Source organism: Microcoleus sp. Pol14D4 (genome assembly GCF_036701245.1).
GTDB lineage: Bacteria > Cyanobacteriota > Cyanobacteriia > Cyanobacteriales > Microcoleaceae > Microcoleus.
In genome coordinates, this window is the sequence record NZ_JAUBQM010000037.1 from 27049 (window position 1) to 43236 (window position 16188).

At 44.8% G+C, this 16188-nt stretch carries 14 protein-coding genes; 6 read left to right on the plus strand and 8 right to left on the minus strand.

Annotated elements, in window-relative coordinates:
* The first annotated feature begins 10 nt into the window (after positions 1-10).
* Entirely contained in the window at positions 11-436 is a 426-nt protein-coding gene (locus QUA33_RS15050; protein ID WP_333149256.1) for a DUF6335 family protein, read from the plus strand.
* A 93-nt stretch (positions 437-529) separates the two neighbouring features.
* Here QUA33_RS15050 and QUA33_RS15055 read toward each other — a convergent pair whose 3' ends face one another.
* The 3 genes from QUA33_RS15055 to QUA33_RS15065 form a co-directional block, all read right to left on the minus strand.
* Positions 530-1210: a response regulator transcription factor gene (locus QUA33_RS15055; RefSeq protein ID WP_333149257.1), complete on the minus strand. Its 681-nt coding sequence runs from the start codon at positions 1208-1210 to the stop codon at positions 530-532.
* The gene (locus tag QUA33_RS15060) at positions 1207-2661 is read right to left on the minus strand and encodes a HAMP domain-containing sensor histidine kinase (protein WP_333149258.1); all 1455 of its coding nucleotides are present in this window, start codon (positions 2659-2661) and stop codon (positions 1207-1209) included. Before QUA33_RS15060 ends, QUA33_RS15055 begins: the two co-directional genes overlap by 4 nt.
* A gap of 158 nt (positions 2662-2819) precedes the next feature.
* Positions 2820-3431, minus strand: a complete 612-nt coding sequence (locus QUA33_RS15065) for a cupin (RefSeq protein WP_333149259.1) — start codon at positions 3429-3431, stop codon at positions 2820-2822.
* A gap of 370 nt (positions 3432-3801) precedes the next feature.
* On the opposite strand from QUA33_RS15065, the gene QUA33_RS15070 reads away from it, so the two are divergent.
* Entirely contained in the window at positions 3802-4569 is a 768-nt protein-coding gene (locus QUA33_RS15070; RefSeq protein WP_333149260.1) for a YHS domain-containing (seleno)protein, read from the plus strand.
* A gap of 338 nt (positions 4570-4907) precedes the next feature.
* Positions 4908-5609: a DUF4079 domain-containing protein gene (locus tag QUA33_RS15075; protein WP_333149261.1), complete on the plus strand. Its 702-nt coding sequence runs from the start codon at positions 4908-4910 to the stop codon at positions 5607-5609.
* Positions 5610-5767: 158 nt separating this feature from the next.
* Here QUA33_RS15075 and QUA33_RS15080 read toward each other — a convergent pair whose 3' ends face one another.
* The 3 genes from QUA33_RS15080 to QUA33_RS15090 form a co-directional block, all read right to left on the minus strand.
* Entirely contained in the window at positions 5768-6646 is an 879-nt protein-coding gene (locus QUA33_RS15080; protein WP_333149262.1) for a sugar ABC transporter permease, read from the minus strand.
* Between the two features lie 191 nt (positions 6647-6837).
* Positions 6838-8301, minus strand: coding sequence for a CIA30 family protein (locus QUA33_RS15085; RefSeq protein WP_333149263.1), 1464 nt, complete (start codon positions 8299-8301; stop codon positions 6838-6840).
* Between the two features lie 122 nt (positions 8302-8423).
* Positions 8424-10943 (minus strand): ATP-binding protein, encoded by a 2520-nt coding sequence (locus QUA33_RS15090; protein ID WP_333149264.1) that lies wholly within the window; start codon positions 10941-10943, stop codon positions 8424-8426.
* 489 nt (positions 10944-11432) lie between these two features.
* Here QUA33_RS15090 and QUA33_RS15095 point away from each other — a divergent pair, with 489 nt between their 5' ends.
* Positions 11433-11807: a hypothetical protein gene (locus QUA33_RS15095; RefSeq protein ID WP_333149265.1), complete on the plus strand. Its 375-nt coding sequence runs from the start codon at positions 11433-11435 to the stop codon at positions 11805-11807.
* A 139-nt stretch (positions 11808-11946) separates the two neighbouring features.
* Here QUA33_RS15095 and QUA33_RS15100 read toward each other — a convergent pair whose 3' ends face one another.
* Positions 11947-12804, minus strand: coding sequence for an Hpt domain-containing protein (locus QUA33_RS15100; protein WP_333149266.1), 858 nt, complete (start codon positions 12802-12804; stop codon positions 11947-11949).
* 178 nt (positions 12805-12982) lie between these two features.
* Positions 12983-13909 (minus strand): DMT family transporter, encoded by a 927-nt coding sequence (locus tag QUA33_RS15105; RefSeq protein WP_333149267.1) that lies wholly within the window; start codon positions 13907-13909, stop codon positions 12983-12985.
* Between the two features lie 275 nt (positions 13910-14184).
* Between QUA33_RS15105 and QUA33_RS15110 the strand changes: the two genes are divergently transcribed.
* Together QUA33_RS15110 and QUA33_RS15115 are read left to right on the plus strand one after the other, a co-directional pair.
* A complete protein-coding gene (locus QUA33_RS15110) occupies positions 14185-14988 on the plus strand; it encodes an SDR family oxidoreductase (RefSeq protein WP_333149268.1) in 804 nt (267 codons plus the stop codon).
* A gap of 149 nt (positions 14989-15137) precedes the next feature.
* The gene (locus tag QUA33_RS15115; protein ID WP_333149269.1) at positions 15138-16172 is read left to right on the plus strand and encodes an NAD(P)-dependent alcohol dehydrogenase; all 1035 of its coding nucleotides are present in this window, start codon (positions 15138-15140) and stop codon (positions 16170-16172) included.
* The last annotated feature ends 16 nt before the right edge of the window (positions 16173-16188 follow it).

Consider the following 16188-nt stretch of genomic DNA (forward strand, 5'->3'; position numbering starts at 1 on the left):
AGCAAGTATCGTGGCACAGCAAAAAAAGGGCAACGAAAAAAAAACAACTGAACGCGATAATTTGGGCGAATTGCCTCAAGAAATTACCGAATCTTACGGTACCGGCGTCATCGACGATCAACCGGGATTGAGCCAAGACGACATAACAACCCTGCAGGACAGCAGTTCGGAATACTCTGCCACCAGTTCCCAAATCGGCGGCGAGGATGGCGATCCTGCTGCGGAACAAGAAAGTGCCACTGGCGAGCAATCGGTGGGCGGAACTGCGCCTACTCCCGACATGGATATGGTTGACGAACTCGGAGCCGCTGCGGGCATAGAGATGGCCGATGGGGCTATTTTGCACACAACCAATATGCTTGAACATCGAGATGAAAGTCGGTGGGAATTAGACCCGAGTTCTGCGGAAGATTATCAGGAACGACCGGATTTATAGGTCTATTTGGTACAAAAAAATAGGTAGTATAATAGGAGCTGGTTCACCAGTATCCATACTTAATCTGCCAAGTATTTGTAAATCCGCCCCTCCTCACTTTTGCTCTCGCAACACATATCCAACTCCCCGAACCGTATGCAGCAGGCGTTTTGAGTTACTTGCTTCTAACTTAATCCGTAACGCACGAATATACACTTCAATAATGTTTGACTCGCCCATAAAATCGTAACCCCAGACTTTTTCTAAAATTCGGTCGCGGGTAATGACTTGACGGGAATTTAGCAGCATAAATTCTAACAAATCAAACTCTTTGGCAGTGAGTTCAATTAGTTGACTGCCTCGATATACTTCACGGGTTAAACCGTTCAAAATTAGGTCTTCAAATTGTAAGTTTTCCGGGTCATTTGCTTGAGTTCGGCGCAGACGGGCTTTGACTCTCGCGAGGAGTTCTTCCATACTGAAAGGCTTAGTAACATAATCATCGGCTCCAGCATTTAATCCCGTCACGCGATCGGGTACTTCATCTTTTGCTGTTAACATAATTATTGGTACTTGAACACCAGTCGATCGCAACCTTAAACAGATGTCTAATCCAGAGATGCCGGGAAGCATCCAATCTAAAATTAATAAATCCGGTTGAGCATCACGAGCCATCGTTAATCCATCCAATCCATTGGGGGCGACAGTGACGTGATATCCTTCAAGACTAAGTTCAGATTCGATGAACTTTGCCAGTTTAGGGTCATCTTCAACAAGGAGAATGCGATCGCTCATAGCTGCGGATTCCAGACAGGTAAGGTGATAGTAAAAATACTACCTTCTCCCGGTTTAGATCGGAGCGTAATACGTCCTTCCATGCCTTCGATCAGGCTTTTGGCGATCGCCAATCCCAACCCTGTACCGTCTCTAGAGCGCGTCATTGACTCATCCACCCGGTAAAATCGTTCAAAAATCCGGTTTTGATGGGGGAGAGAAATACCAATTCCGCGATCGCCCACATGAATCATCACCTGCTGTTCCCTCTTTTCTAAGACTAACTCAACTGGTTGTTCGGGAGCAGAATACTTGATTGCATTATCGACTAAGTTAATTAACACTTGTTGTAAACGATCCTGATCCGCACAGGCTACAACATCCTCATCAGTTGACACGAAAATAATTTTCCGATTGCTAACTTTTTGACTCATTTCGGCCACCTCAGCCACCAGAGTATTCAGGATCACCGGATTCAAACGAAAGTGCAAGTTGCCACTATCAGCCCGTGCCAAATCGAGCAAATCTTCTAACATCCGAATCGTGCGTTCAGTTTCCCCAACCGCTGTTTCCAGTGCTTGTTGCTGATAGTCACTTAAGTTAGTGCTGCGACGCAGCAAACTTTGTAAATAACCAACTACAACCGTTAGAGGAGTGCGTAATTCGTGGGAAACATTACCGACAAATTGGCGTTGTTGCTCCCAGGAACCCGATAAGCGAAACAACATCTCATTAAAGGTTTGTGCTAGTCCTAAAATCTCATCAGGAGCCTGATGCAGTTGGAGTTTGGCCGCCTGCAAATTATCAGCAGACAAAGTGCTAGCTACCTGACTCATATGTTCCAAAGGATGGAGAGCATGACGAATGCGACTGGCGATCGCCAACATTAACACTAAGATTACCACAATACTGACAACAATTAGACTCCGAATTCCATCATTTAATTGACGTTGCTCATCAGTGATATCTTGAGAGAAATATACCGTACCCAGTAACTCATTTTTAATCCTCAGAGTTCTGCTACAGATCACCAAATAGCGATCGCCCATCTGAACAAAAGTCGGCTCAGCAGGTACTTCCGTCAACGAGATCATCTTCGTAATCTTAGAAGATTGCAGATCCATATCAGGTGAATTCACCAAAAGCATCCCATCATTTCGCTTCACCCACACCATTATTCCTCCTGTGGAAGCTTTATGGACGCTTCGGGTTAAGCCAATTTCTAGTGAACCCATTTCACTATAAAGCTCAACCTGTTCGGGAAAGCGTATTCCAATGTATTCCAGGGTTTGTTTATGGGCTCCCACTAAATTTTGCGACCTTTGCCAGCCGGCCCAAAATGCCACACTGCTAAGTCCTAAAATCGAGAGTACCAGCAATTCCAGCGTCAGGCGAAACTGAAGAGAAGAGGTGGAAATTCGCTTGCCCGTGAGAGGGTTGATAGCGGCTATGACTTGGCGAATTAGATTCATTTTATCGTCAGGAAGTGATAATAATTAAGCATTAAAACGAGTCAAAATTCAACTAAATAAAATTAGTATTCTGTAGAACCGACGAAAGTTGGTGCAGCCGCTAAAATCGCCCGTTATATTTGAGATTTGTTGATATTTGCTTCGATCGGACTGCTATATTAAAAGTTTTCCGCAGTGCCTTTAATCTGGTTAAACTCAAACCGTCGATCGTAATCTGTTACACCATAAAGATTAAAACTAATGGTTGGTTTATCTCCCAGTGCTTCCACATGATGAATCGCATCTGGCATTAAGCACAAAACGTCACCAGGAGCAAGCAAAATATCGCCTACTGTTGTGATTTTATCGGGAAAATTGCGAGTTGGCGATCGCTGCCAAAAAGTATTTTTCTCCTGTCCATCAAGTAGCGCCACCAATCCCCAACTGGCATGATTGTGAATCGGAGAAACTGCACCCGGAGCCCAAGCCACCAACTGCACCGTCAGAGGAAAAAATGGTTCATCATAAAGTGTTTGTACTGCCCAGCCTGTCTCAGAGTCAGGCTCAAGGAGAGCAATTTGAAACCAGGAAGAACTATCTAACAACCTGCGGACAAGGGGACAAATTGCCTGGAGTCGTAAATAATCATCACTAATTTGGTCTAATACATCTTCCAAGTCAGTTAAAAAGCGGTAAAGTCGATAGGGATGGGTCAAATCTTCAATTTGACTTGTAGCCTCAAAAATATTGCACTGTCCATCATCAGTCACTAACCAGTCTTTTCCTGTCATAATTTCTCAACTCGCGGTTAAATTACTGCACTACTAACTTTCTCATCAGGAATCTTGGGTTTAGCAACGAGGTATCTATGAAGAAACCCGCTTTCTAAGCCAAGAGTGTATAAGTCCTGTAAAGGATAGTCAGGGTTAATCTCCACTCTATAAGACATTCGGGGTAACTAGATGATGCGTTCCTAATTTCCAGATGAATTTTTGCTGAAGAAATTGGCGTATAAAGTATTCAGAGTTTTATCTCCCATCCATCTCTTCCTCATCTAGCACTCATTTTCTTGAGCGTTAATGCAAATAACCTCAAGTCTTGAGGGAAACACAAAGCCAGCATAATTGCCAGAGAGCAAGAACTCTCAAGCAAACATCTGGCGTGGAATTACTAACAATTTATCTGGAAATTAGACACATGAAAGTAAAATACATTACCACGATCGCCATTGCGACCATTCTTGGTTTGGCAACAGCTAATGTTAGCTACGCCAACTTCAAGGCTTCAACAAACTCAAACTATACAACCGTTTCATCCAAGGTTGCACAATCCAATCCTTGCGCGGGTAAAGCCAATCCTTGTGCTGGTAAAGCCAATCCTTGCGCGGGTAAAGCCAATCCTTGCGCGGGTAAAGCCAATCCTTGTGCTGGTAAAGCCAATCCTTGCGCTGGTAAAGAAAATCCTTGTGCTGGTAAAGCCAATCCTTGCGCTGGTAAAGCCAATCCTTGCGCTGGTAAAAGCAGCACAACAACCCTTCATCCTCAGTTCTACACCGAAAAAGGTGTGGCTCTTGATGGTCAGGATGTCGTAGCCTATTTTACCCAAAGCAAATTAGTTATGGGAGTTAGCCAATTTAAACATAATTGGGGTGGAACAACTTGGATGTTTGCTAGTGCAGCAAACCGTGATATGTTTGCTCAAAATCCTGAAAAGTATGCTCCTCAATACGGTGGATATTGCGCCCAGGCTACCAGTGAAGGAAATCTTGTTGTCACCCAGCCTGACGCCTGGAAAATCGTTAATGGGAAGCTTTATCTCAACTACGACAAGAAAGTACAAGCACAGTGGATGGGGGATATCCCTGGTCACATTGCTTCAGCAAACAAAAATTGGCCTGCTATTCTGAATAACAAAGAACTGTTGCGCTAAGCTCAAAGTGATGCAGGCAATTAGTCGCCACTAACCACCACTGATATTAACGCCAGCAGTTTTCATTTCCCTGAGAACAGGGTAATTGTAATTGCGTAATTGAGAAAGCTGTACCTCACCCAATTGACGACTGCTATATCTTCTTATCAATCAACATATTCGGTGAGTTACCATTCATAAAGCGTGTTTGTAGTCAGGACTTCAGTTTTCTCTTGACCGATGAACAATTACTATTAGTCCTGACTACAAAATTACGGTGGTTAGATCGCCGGATATGATATTATGTATCGCAAAAACCGGGTTGATGAAGCCAACCCTCTTCAAGAAAAAGGTGCTGTATGGAATTTAAAGATTTTCTGGTTTTGCTGCATCCTATTTTAGCTGTAGCGATTGTTTTTCCTATGCTTGGCGTTGTTCTCAATATGGCGTGGCAAACTATGCAGCGTCGGAAGCAAATTGCGATCGACACCAAGAGCAAAATTCCACCTGTAGTCGGTCCAGAACACGTCAAAGCAGGTCGAATTCTGTCAGGTTCTGTGGTAGGAGTAACGCTGTTGGGTCTAGCCTACCCGATTTTTGAGCATATTTTGAGCAAGGATGTTTGGAGCAAAAACTCGTTTCAGGTCATTTTCATCATTCTGATGTTTGTTGCTACGATCGGCTCTTTGGTCATGCTATATCGAGCTACACCCGCTTTATGGCGCGGCATATTTGCCACCCTAACAGGTACTGGTCTGGTGATTCTTGGCACTCAAGATGGCGTTTATCGGCTAACCAATGAATGGTATTGGTCTCACTACTACATTGGCATCACCGCTGCGCTAATTATGGTTTTCTCCCTTGCGATCATTCAAGACATTTACAAAGACCGTTCAAATCGCTGGCGCACTATCCACGTGATCTTGAACTCGATCGCTGTGCTGCTCTTTCTTGGACAGGGAATGACCGGAACCAGGGATTTATTACAAATTCCTCTGAACTGGCAGAAACCCTATATTTATAGCTGTGATTTCATCAATAAGACCTGCCCAAAGCCGTGAGCGATCGCATTACTTCGAGATTCCAGCCTAAAATTAGTAGAAATTAGAGCAATAAACCCGGTTTCTGAAGGTAATAAAGTCCTGGGAGCAACAGGAGTGAGAACGAGAAACCGAGTTTATGATGCCCGAATTGCGCCAGCCCTAATCAGTAATACATCTTAATCATTGCGAGCCAAACCCTGAAGACTAACTTGCAAAATCGACAAACCTAAAATCAACAAAAACAAAACCAGCCCGATCGTGCAAGCATAGCCAATTTCCAAGTCCTTAAAAGCCCGTTCGTAAAGATAATAAACAACCGTCTTAGAACTATTGCGGGGCCCGCCCTGAGTCATAATATAAACTTCTTCAAAAACCTTAGTAGCAGAAATCGCCGAAATTACCGCTACCAAAACTAGATACGGCTTCATCAGCGGCACAGTAATATCCCAGTGCTTTCCCAAACCATCAGAACCATCAATAGCAGCCGCCTCATAAAGTTCTGCCGGAATAGCTTGCAGCCCTGCCAAATAAATCACCATGTAATAGCCCAATCCTTTCCAGATAGTAACCGCCATGACGCTAAAGATTGCTAACTTCGGATTAGCCAGCCAAGAAACAGGAGGCAAACCCAACAATTCCCCCAACTGATTCAGCAGTCCAGTCTCAGCAAACAGCCACTTCCAAGCAATCCCGGCGACAACCATGGAAATCACCGCCGGCGTGTAGTATGCGGCTCGAAACCAGTTCATCCCCTTAAGTTTTTGGTTGCACAAAATCGCCATTCCCAACGGCACAACAACCAATACAGGCACAACGCAGGTGAGATACAGCAGCGTATTCGTCAAAGTTTGCCAAAATGTGCGATCGCCCCACAACCTGTTAAAATTCTTCAAACCCACCCACTGCGGCATTTGAGTTAAATCATATTCGTAATTAGTAAAACTCAAATAAAAAGCTTGCACCGCCGGCCACAAAACAGTCAAACTCAAAATAAATAAAGCGGGAAGCAAAAACAAATAAGGCGTCAAGGAGCGTCGGGAAAAAGTCACAGACATAAATTAGTTATTAGTTATTAGTTATTGGTTGTTAGTTATTAGTTATTAGTTATTGGTTATTACTGGTTCCCAGGTCAAGCCTGGGAACCAGTTATCTCGCTTGTCTGCGGAGGCAGACTTCGTTTGACAAGAAGCGGTTTAAACCCCCGACTAATAAGGGTAAGAAACTAATCAGCCCCTAGAAAAAATTGTTATTTAACTCCAGAAAACAAAGCCTGCCAGTCTCCGGGAGAACTGCCATTTTCCCCCTCTTTCACCTCAAAAGTAACGTTGCAAGCTTGCGGTTGTTCCAAAGCCTGCACACACAATTCTGCAATATCTTCCCGACTAACTTTGCCCCTAATATTGTCTCCTTGCTCGAAGATTAAAGCTTTGCCTCCCGGTTCTTCAGTCAAAGCACAGGGTCTGACAACAGTATAAGGTATGCCGCTCGATCGCACGCAATCTTCCCCTTTCAACTTCCAAGTCAAAATCCCCCCCAACATATCATTCATCCTGACAGCAGGCGGTTCTTCTTCCAAGTTAATTCCCGGGCGACCGGGGCGGGTAACTCCTGCCGAACTCACCATCACAAATCGCGGCAAAGTCTGTCCCCCATAAGCTTTAATAGATTCTAGCTCGATTTGAAAAATACCCGGTGTAAATTTCGGGTTGAGCGCGCCATCATACTCAAATTTGCTCAACATTAACTGAAAAGAAAAAATACTGCTGGCATCAAATTTGGAGCCATCTTTGACAGTTTTGGCGCGAAATACTGGAATTAACTCATCAAAGGGAATGGTGACAGTAATCCAGATATTGTAAACAGTATCAAAGGAATAGCAATAGCCAATTCCATCCCATTTAGATTCGCTGCGAACAATTAATTTGTAGCGCTTACCGTCCCCTTTGACGCGCAGGTAGAGGCCGCTAAATCCTGCGAGATTAAGCGGAGGATCGAAGTTGCGGGTACGCACCGAAGCAAAGCCACCCGAGTTGGCGGTAGAAACATTGCCTGTGAATATAGCAGTATTGTCTGTCAGCCGAATCGAACTTTCGCTGGTGCCACCCATCACGATGTCGTCGAGGGTTCCCCAAGTTTCTTTTAAATCTTGGCTGGGTTTTGTGAAGTCAAAAATTGTTTTTTCGCCTGCTTGAATTAGCTGGCGGCGAACAGCTTGCACTAAATTATTGATGCCTTTGTATTCGACAATTTCGGGAACATCGACAACTTCCGGCATATAAAATTTGATGCCTTGATAGTATTTTTCCCTGGTTGGGGTGTCTCCTTCTATAGGTTGAACTTTAGTGCCGGTACAGCAGATAACTGCTTCCACGCCCTCGGTTACTAACGGTGTAAGCGTCTCTGGCAGAGTAATATCTCCTTCGACTAATTCGAGATTATTGTCGAGAATTTCTGTTGCTCTTTTAGCATCTCTGACGAGGCAGCGTACTTTATATCCGCGCTGTTGCAGCCGCTTGACAACTCGCTTCCCGACGCCGCCGGTGGCACCGGCTACCAGTATCAGTTTAGGTTGGTCTTTTTTACTGTTGCTGCTGCTTCCAAAGAGTTGTTGCAGCCAGCTAATGCTGCCAATGAAGGGAATGACGCCGAAATAAGCCAAGGTTTTGAGAAACCGGCCGGCATCCCATTGGGCGGTTTTTTTTTCAGTCATACTAGCTTCCTCTGAATTGGCTCAAATCTACTTAGCTGCTTTTGTATTTTAATCGAATTTTCGATTTGTGAATTGGGTCGATTTCCTAATTTCGGGATAGCTTCGCTAGCGCGGATTTTTTTTCACTTGACAATGGGTGTGGGATGAGTTTGGCTCAAGGGAATCTCAATAATTAACTCAGTTCCCTCTCCGGGGGCAGAAATGCAAGTCAATTTGCCGCCGTGTTGTTCTACGACAATTTCATGGCTAATCGCCAAACCTATCCCCGCACCTTTGCCCACCGGTTTTGTGGTAAAAAACGGCTCAAAAATTTTCTGGCGAACTTTTTCTTCCATGCCCCAACCGTTGTCCTCGATCCGAACTGCTACGGCTTTTTCTCCGGGACAAAGTTCAGTCACAATCCGAATTTGTCCGTACTTAACCGGCTCTTCGCCGCCGCCCTGCGGCGATAAATTATTGTTGACAAAAGCCTCTTCGAGAGCATCAATTGCATTTGCCAGTACATTCATAAATACTTGGTTGATTTGAACTGCGTAACACTCAACCAAAGGCAGAGATCCATATTTTTTGATGAGATGAATTGCTGGGCGATCGGGCTTCGGTTTGAGTCGGTTGCTCAAAATCAGCAAAGCGCTGTCTAATCCGTCGTGAATGTCAACTGGTTTAATCTCTGCTTCGTCAATTCTAGAGAAATTTCGCAGCGACTGAACTATCTCGCGGATGCGGTTAGCTCCTACTTTCATTGAACCCAGCAACTTGGGCAAGTCTTCAACTATAAACTCTAATTCTACTGCTTCTATTTGGGCTTGAATTTCTGGCGAAGGTGAAGGATAGTGCTGCTCGTAAAGCTGCAATAAATTCAGCATTTTGTGACTGTATTCGTTGGCATAACTAAGATTTCCGTAGATAAAGTTAATCGGGTTGGTGACTTCATAAGCTACCGCCGCCACCAACTGTCCCAAACTTGACATTCTTTCGCTTTGCACCAATTGAGTTTGCGCCCGCTTAAGCTCAGACATTGCTGTTTTTAAATTAGCAGTTTTTTCGCGTTCTCGGGCGACTGATGCTTCTAGTGCTGTATTTAATTTTTCGAGTTTGTCAACTTGGCGCAGCACTATATTAATCATTGCTTTTTTCAGTTCCAATGCAGCGTCTATTTCGCATTGTTTCCAAGGCAACGATTTGTACCTCACATTTTCTTTCCACAGCTCGAAAGATTTCCGAGGAGACAGTCGAGGGTTGCCATCTTCATCGGTTTCAACTGGTTTGTTAGGGTTGCCCGCCCAATTTACTGTCTTAATTACTTCGGGGCGAAACCACAAAATGTATATTTTCTGCGTCGGCGATATTGCTATAGCCAAACACCCGCTAGCCGTGTCTTTAAATTCCTCAGCTTCAGGATAGCATTTGGTCAGCGAGTCTGTATAAAAAATTTCTTTATTTAAATTCTTTTGTACCCACTGAGTTAAGTATTTGAGGGATTCTCCTTGAGGTGTTTGCCCGACTCGATAGCAATTGTCCCCAAATACTATTGCGGCTCCCTGGGCGTTGACTGCTTCTAGCAAATTATGCTGACATTTAACTAACACTTGTGACAAGTTTTCGGACGTGGATATGTCTTCAAAAATCTTGGTCTGAATCGATTTCAAGTGTAATTTGTAGTCGTAGTCTTCGTTTCCTTCTTTTGATTGGAGTTCTAAGGACATTACTTGCCCGATAAATTCGCAAGCTGCGCGCAATTCATAGTTGAGGTGTCTTGGTGTATAGTTGTGGCAAGCAATCAATCCCCACAGTTTTTTGTCTTTGATTAATGAGATTGACATCGAAGCTGCAACGCCCATATTTTGCAGGTATTCTATGTGAATGGGAGAAACGCTTCTCAACACGCTGAAACTGAGGTTTTGAGACTGGGTGGTAAGAGCATTGTTTCCTGAAACAAGGGGGACGGGTTGATAATTAACATCGGGTATCAACCTCAGCCAATTTAACGTATACAGTTGTCGGGCTTGTTTGGGAATATCTGAGCTGGGGTAGTTTAATCCCAAGAAAGGACTTAGGTTTTCTGCTTTAGCTTCAGCGATCACAGCGCCGTTGCCTTCGCAGTCAAATTGATAGAGCATAACTCGATCAAAACCAGATATTTTTCTGACTTCTTCTACAGTTATTTGAGATAATTCCTTGAGATTTGGGGCGCTTTGAATTTTACTGACAGTGGCTCTCACTGAATGATAAAAACTAAAAACAGAAATATTTTCTGGGTTTGTGGCTAATTCCAACTCGACAATCAATACTTCTTCTACTCGGTGGAGGATGCAATCAAATTCTAAATATTGACCTTTGTTTGTGACAGAGAGTTTAATGGGATTAACGGTTTTTAAGTTTTCATTACGCAAACAAAGATTGAGTTTTTTTAGTTGAACTCGATTGAATAATACGCTCAAATTTTTACCGATCGCACTTTCTGCATCAATTCCCAACAAATCTTGCGTATTTTCGCTGACTTGCAGTATTTCTAGTTCAGGTTCTTGTACCACAAGTAGCACCCCGTGTGGCTGAATGTGCCCCGATATATGAATGGGTTCTCTGTCGCAGTTTGTCAAGTCAACTTCTTCGAGTGCGGGAATTGTGATTTGTTGATCCATTTGCTTTGTCTTCCGCTGTAAAATTTGGAGAGAGTTCTATTGATTTGAAATTTGAGAGCAAATTGGCTTTTCCATAATAATCTCATATTGTTCGATCGCATAACGGCTCGATCCCTTAATGGACGGTGAGAATCAATCATCCGATACTCAGCGAATCAAAAATGATTTAGTCGAAAACCAGCCTGCTGTATTTGTTGCTGTTATACCAGCCTCAGCCTTCTAGAAATTTTACCGACTTGGCTCTTCTATACTATCGCTTCCCGATGTTAATTATCATAGCAATTGTTGCCATTCTTCAAGTATGTTTAATAATTTCCCCAAAGTTTAATATTTGTGGTAAAATTTTGCCTGCTGGAAAAGGGGGAGAGAAATGCGTCTCCAGAGCGGCCTAGTTACTGAAATATTAAGTTAAGGTAATGGTGACAAGATCTGAAAGTCAAGTCACGCTAAGCTCTTTAAGTATACCCAACAGGCCCGACAATTAGACTGATGATCGACTTCAATACAGTTACTCAATTTTCTCATACCTACTGCATAGCTATCTGTGCCTTTTTAGTTCCGGCAAACTTGCTGACTACTTTGCAAACAGCGATTTTGATAGGACTAAACCGACCTCGAATCAAAATTTGGGCGTCTGTGGTTGTCGCCAGCCTTTGGGCTACAGCAATGATATTTCACGTTTTCACCTGGTTCGCGATCGGGGTAGTCATGCCTCCGACATACATCTTGCTAGTTATGGCAATCACTTGTCTGACAATCAATGTCTGGGCGATCGCTCATCCTGCAAGCATGATGCAATTAATTCGAGTTGGGGTATCAGTGGTTAGGGGAGGTTTCACAAGGAAGAAGGATTTAGTTATCTAAAAGACAAAGATCTAATTATCTAGGAACTCAAAAAGAATTTGGCAGGGGGGTAATGTGAAATGTTTCAGGGAAAATATTGGTTTCAGAAGAAAGTTTTTCGGGTGGCAAATCGTGCTTCCGAGGGCTGAGTTTTCAGCGGTTATTCCGGTTCGCGATCGCGACAATCTTCTGTTTCCGGGCCGCGGGGATGGATCGTGCAATTGAGCAGGTAGCCACCGTCGCTTCTGCCGTAATAATAGCGGCATCCGATGCAAATTGCGGGAGGTTCGATCGCACTTTGGTAAACCGGATAATCCGCAGTCGCCAGCAGCGAAAAGTCTCGCTGCGTCTGAACATTTCCGATAATAGCGCCGGAGAGTTCGACAGCTTGGCGGATGTTTTCGATCCTGGTGTAAGGCGGCAGATAAATGTCAATACAAAGGCGTATGCCCTGGCTATCCCGATCGTGGCGGGTAATAGTGCCTCCGAGCAAACCGACGCGCGAAGCAATAGCCGAGGAAAATTCGCTCAAAGAGGTGCAGTAACCGGAGAAAACGTGAATGTGTTCGTCCGTAGTAGCTCTCACAGTCAGGCGAGTGGGAATTCGCAATCTCAGGTAAGCGTCGAGTTCGTCAAAAATCGGTTCGGCGAGGGAGAGCATTTGGTTTGCGTCTTCGTGGTTGAGCCCAAAACCCTTAGAAACCTTTGACACGAGGGCTGCTAAAATATCAAAAACTTCGGTTAAGAGCGATTGTAGCCTGCTATCAATGGCGATCGGACATTCTCTGAGCAGTTTTAAATAATCCTCCAACCTATGAGAAATTCGCTGAATGCTGCTAAATCCGAGCATAGCTGCTCCCCCCTTAATCGAGTGCGAGGCTCGGATGAGCTGGTGTATTCTTTGGGGAGCTGGCACGGTATTTTGCAGATCTTGCAAGCCTTGTTCGATAATTTGGATCTGTTCTGTGGCTTCTTCGATAAAGTAGCCGATGATGCGCTGTAGTTGTTCTGGCAACATAATTTTATTCTCCTAAAGGCAGCCGAGTATCATTAGTCCATTAGTCATTAGTGATTAGTCTGAAATTTGATAGTTTGGAACCAATATTTAAGCGACGAGTTATTTTTGTTTTTAAGCCCTAATCTGTTTTATTCTGACTCACGGCAACGGTAGTGGCAATGTTGAAAAATGTTAACTCTTAACTGTTGACAGTGATTTTTTTTGCTCCGACGGTAGCGGTTGCTACCCCCAACAGCAGCACCGCAGCACCTGCGAGTACCGCCGGCGCGGGCACTTCCCCAAACAGCAAATAACCCAACCAACTCGCCCCAACCGGTTCAAACAAGATAGCAAGAGTTACCAGAGTTGGAGAAATCTGCACTACGGCCCAGTTCAAAATGGTGTGGCCGACTAACTGAGGCAAAGCGGCCGTTAACAAAATATAAAAATATACAATGTCGGGGTAGTTAGTATAAGTAGTGCCAAAGGCGAAGGGGAGAGGCAGCAGGACGATCGCAGCAACAGTATAGGCGATCGCGATATAGCCACCAATTCCCAGTCCCCGCCGCTGAGCTTCCCGGCCCAGCAGCAAATACAAGCTGACAGCCCAAGAACCAGCCAGAGCCAGGAAATCGCCAAGCAGTTGGCTGCTGCCAGCATGGGCTGCGCCCGTGCTTCCGAGGGCGATCGCCATTCCCCCAGTCAGGGCTACAGTAATGCCAGCGATCGACATTTTGCTGAGTTTTTCCCCGAACCAGAAGCGCGACAACAGCGCTACCCACACAGGATTAGTGGTGACGAGGGCAGTCGAGGCGGCGATCGAAGTATAAGAAAGTGAGGTAATCCACAGCGCAAAGTGCAGGGCGAGACACAAACCCGCAGCAGCAGCATAGCGCCGAGCTCCCGGTTGCAAAGCGTTCCACTGAATTTTCCGCCAAGCAGGAAGCAGAATTACAGCAGATAAAGTCAGACGAGAAGCCGCTAGTACCAGACTGAAACCCAAACCGCCCGCGCCTGCTTTTAAGTTAGCCAGCCGAATTAAGATTGAGGAAGTTGAGACGGCTAAAACGCCGATAATTAACACTAGGGCGATCGACCAATTAGGCGTTTGTTTCGGAAGATTCATTATTTAGGCATTGGGCATTGGGCATTGGGCATTGGGCATTGGGAAAATTTACAAAGCAATTTTCGCACAAATTATGAATAATTTCTATTCTCTTCTTCTCCTCTTCTCTCTTCCTTCGCGCCTTCGCGGTTCGTTAAAAAAAGCCCATTCCTGAAGCACAAATAATTTTTATGCTCAATAATTATTAATATAGATCGCACCTAAAATTACCTAACCTCTGTTATAGTTTCAATATCGTAAAAAACAAATTACCCACTTACAATTTATAATTATCTATGGCTCCTACAGTTTTGATTACAGGCGCTTCTCAAGGAAGCGGCAAAGCAACAGCAATTTTATTTGCAAGTAAAGGTTACGATGTCGTGATGGTAGCTCGCCAGCCAGAGAGATTGGCAGCAGCAGCGGCTCAAGTGCAGCGAGAAGGCACTTCCGCTGTAGCTATTCCGGGGGATGTTGGCGACATTCATCAAGTGCGCGCGATCGTCCAAAAAGCCCTAGATGCCTGCGGCAACATCGATGTTTTAGTTAACAATGCTGGCATTTGTCTCACGGGGGCGATCGAGCACACTACCTCCGAAGACTGGCAGCAATTAATGAATACCAATTTTTGGGGCTGCGTCAACACAATTCAAGAAATGTTGCCACATTTTCTGCAACGAAAAACTGGCACAATAGTCAATGTTGGTTCCATTGGTGGCAAAATGCCTTTGCCTCAAATGACTGCTTATTGTGCCAGCAAATATGCAGTAACCGGTTTAACAGAAACTTTGCGATTGGAATTAGCGCCTCAAGGTATTCACGTTTGCGCCGTGCATCCGGGTTTGATTAACAGCGATTTTTTAGAAAGAGCTCAATTTCGCGATCGAGACGAACCCGCAGTCGAATCGCGCCGCCAGCAAATGAGCAAAATGCTGAAATCTGAGTGGGCTACTCAGCCAGAAGATATTGCTAAAGCTATCTGGGATGCGGTGAAAAATCAGCGTGCAGAAGTTACCGTCGGTCCTGCTTTTTTGGCATCGGAAGCTTATCGCTTGTTCCCAGGTTTGATGCAGTGGGCAATGGAAAAGGGCAAGTTGTGAGACTAATTGGTAATGGATAATTGGTAATTGGTAAGGTACCCAGGGCGCACCAGACAAATTATTAGTAACGCGCCTGAGTCCTAGTGGCAGATTCCCTTGAATATATACAACTAAAGAAAGAGAGTGTTAAACCCGGCCCGAACACTATAATGGCAAACAAACCAGGAAACACCACCATGCAAATCAAAGCACTAGCAGCTAAAAAAACAGGGGGATTGCTTGAAGAATACAAATTCGATGTGGAACCTCCCAAAGTACATGAATGTTTGATTAAAGTGTTAACTTGCGGCATCTGTCACTCCGACTTGCACATGATTGACAACGATTGGGGTCAATCAAAATATCCTCTCGTTCCCGGCCACGAAGTTATCGGAGAAGTGGCAGAAATAGGGCCGCAAGTGACTCATTTAAAAGTGGGCGATCGCGTTGGTGTGGGCTGGCAAAGGTCGTCTTGTTTGCAGTGCCGCGACTGCTTGCGCGGTAACGAAAATCTCTGCGATGAAAACCAGGGATTAATTGTTACAGGCCCGGGCGGTTTTGCCGATTATTTGATGGTAGATTCCCGCTTTGCTTTTCCTATTCCCAAAGGCATCGATTCCAAAATAGCGGGGCCGCTGTTGTGCGGCGGAATTACGGTTTACGCCGGTTTGCGGAATGCGGGGATGAGTTCGGGGCAAGAAATTGGCATTCTCGGCATCGGCGGTTTGGGACACATGGCGGTGCAATTTGCGAAAAAATTAGGCAACCGCGTTACAGTTTTTACTACTTCCCAAGATAAGGCAGAATTTGCACAGAAAATGGGGGCGGACGAAGCTATTGTAGTAGGAAAAGGCGAAATTCCTCAAGCGCCCAGCAGCAAATTAGATATTTTGTTGAGCACTGTTCCTGCTGCTTTAGATTGGGTTCCATACATTGATTTTCTCGATTCTGACGGTGCGCTTGCTTTTGTGGGGGTTCCGGACGCACCGTTGAGCATTCCCTTGTTTCCGTTGCTGACAAAGCGGCGCCGAATTATGGCTTCGCCGATCGGCGGTCGCGCTATGATTAATGAAATGCTGTCAATTGCAGACAAGTTTGGGATTGAGCCGATTGTCGAAGTTTTTGCGATCGCACAAGCGAATGAAGCAATGCAGAAGGTCCGGGACAATCAAGTGCGCTATCGAGCAGTTTTGACGGTGAGTTAGATAATGCGTAATGGGT

What these genes read in the sequence shown, in the direction of transcription:
- QUA33_RS15105 (WP_333149267.1), bottom strand. Translation starts at nt 13,909, where the DNA reads ATGAATCTTCCGAAACAAACGCCTAATTGGTCGATCGCCCTAGTGTTA.
- QUA33_RS15055 (WP_333149257.1), bottom strand. Translation starts at nt 1,210, where the DNA reads ATGAGCGATCGCATTCTCCTTGTTGAAGATGACCCTAAACTGGCAAAG.
- QUA33_RS15100 (WP_333149266.1), bottom strand. Translation starts at nt 12,804, where the DNA reads ATGTTGCCAGAACAACTACAGCGCATCATCGGCTACTTTATCGAAGAA.
- QUA33_RS15115 (WP_333149269.1), top strand. Translation starts at nt 15,138, where the DNA reads ATGGCAAACAAACCAGGAAACACCACCATGCAAATCAAAGCACTAGCA.
- QUA33_RS15060 (WP_333149258.1), bottom strand. Translation starts at nt 2,661, where the DNA reads ATGAATCTAATTCGCCAAGTCATAGCCGCTATCAACCCTCTCACGGGC.
- QUA33_RS15110 (WP_333149268.1), top strand. Translation starts at nt 14,185, where the DNA reads ATGGCTCCTACAGTTTTGATTACAGGCGCTTCTCAAGGAAGCGGCAAA.
- QUA33_RS15080 (WP_333149262.1), bottom strand. Translation starts at nt 6,646, where the DNA reads ATGTCTGTGACTTTTTCCCGACGCTCCTTGACGCCTTATTTGTTTTTG.
- QUA33_RS15075 (WP_333149261.1), top strand. Translation starts at nt 4,908, where the DNA reads ATGGAATTTAAAGATTTTCTGGTTTTGCTGCATCCTATTTTAGCTGTA.
- QUA33_RS15085 (WP_333149263.1), bottom strand. Translation starts at nt 8,301, where the DNA reads ATGACTGAAAAAAAAACCGCCCAATGGGATGCCGGCCGGTTTCTCAAA.
- QUA33_RS15065 (WP_333149259.1), bottom strand. Translation starts at nt 3,431, where the DNA reads ATGACAGGAAAAGACTGGTTAGTGACTGATGATGGACAGTGCAATATT.
- QUA33_RS15095 (WP_333149265.1), top strand. Translation starts at nt 11,433, where the DNA reads ATGATCGACTTCAATACAGTTACTCAATTTTCTCATACCTACTGCATA.
- QUA33_RS15090 (WP_333149264.1), bottom strand. Translation starts at nt 10,943, where the DNA reads ATGGATCAACAAATCACAATTCCCGCACTCGAAGAAGTTGACTTGACA.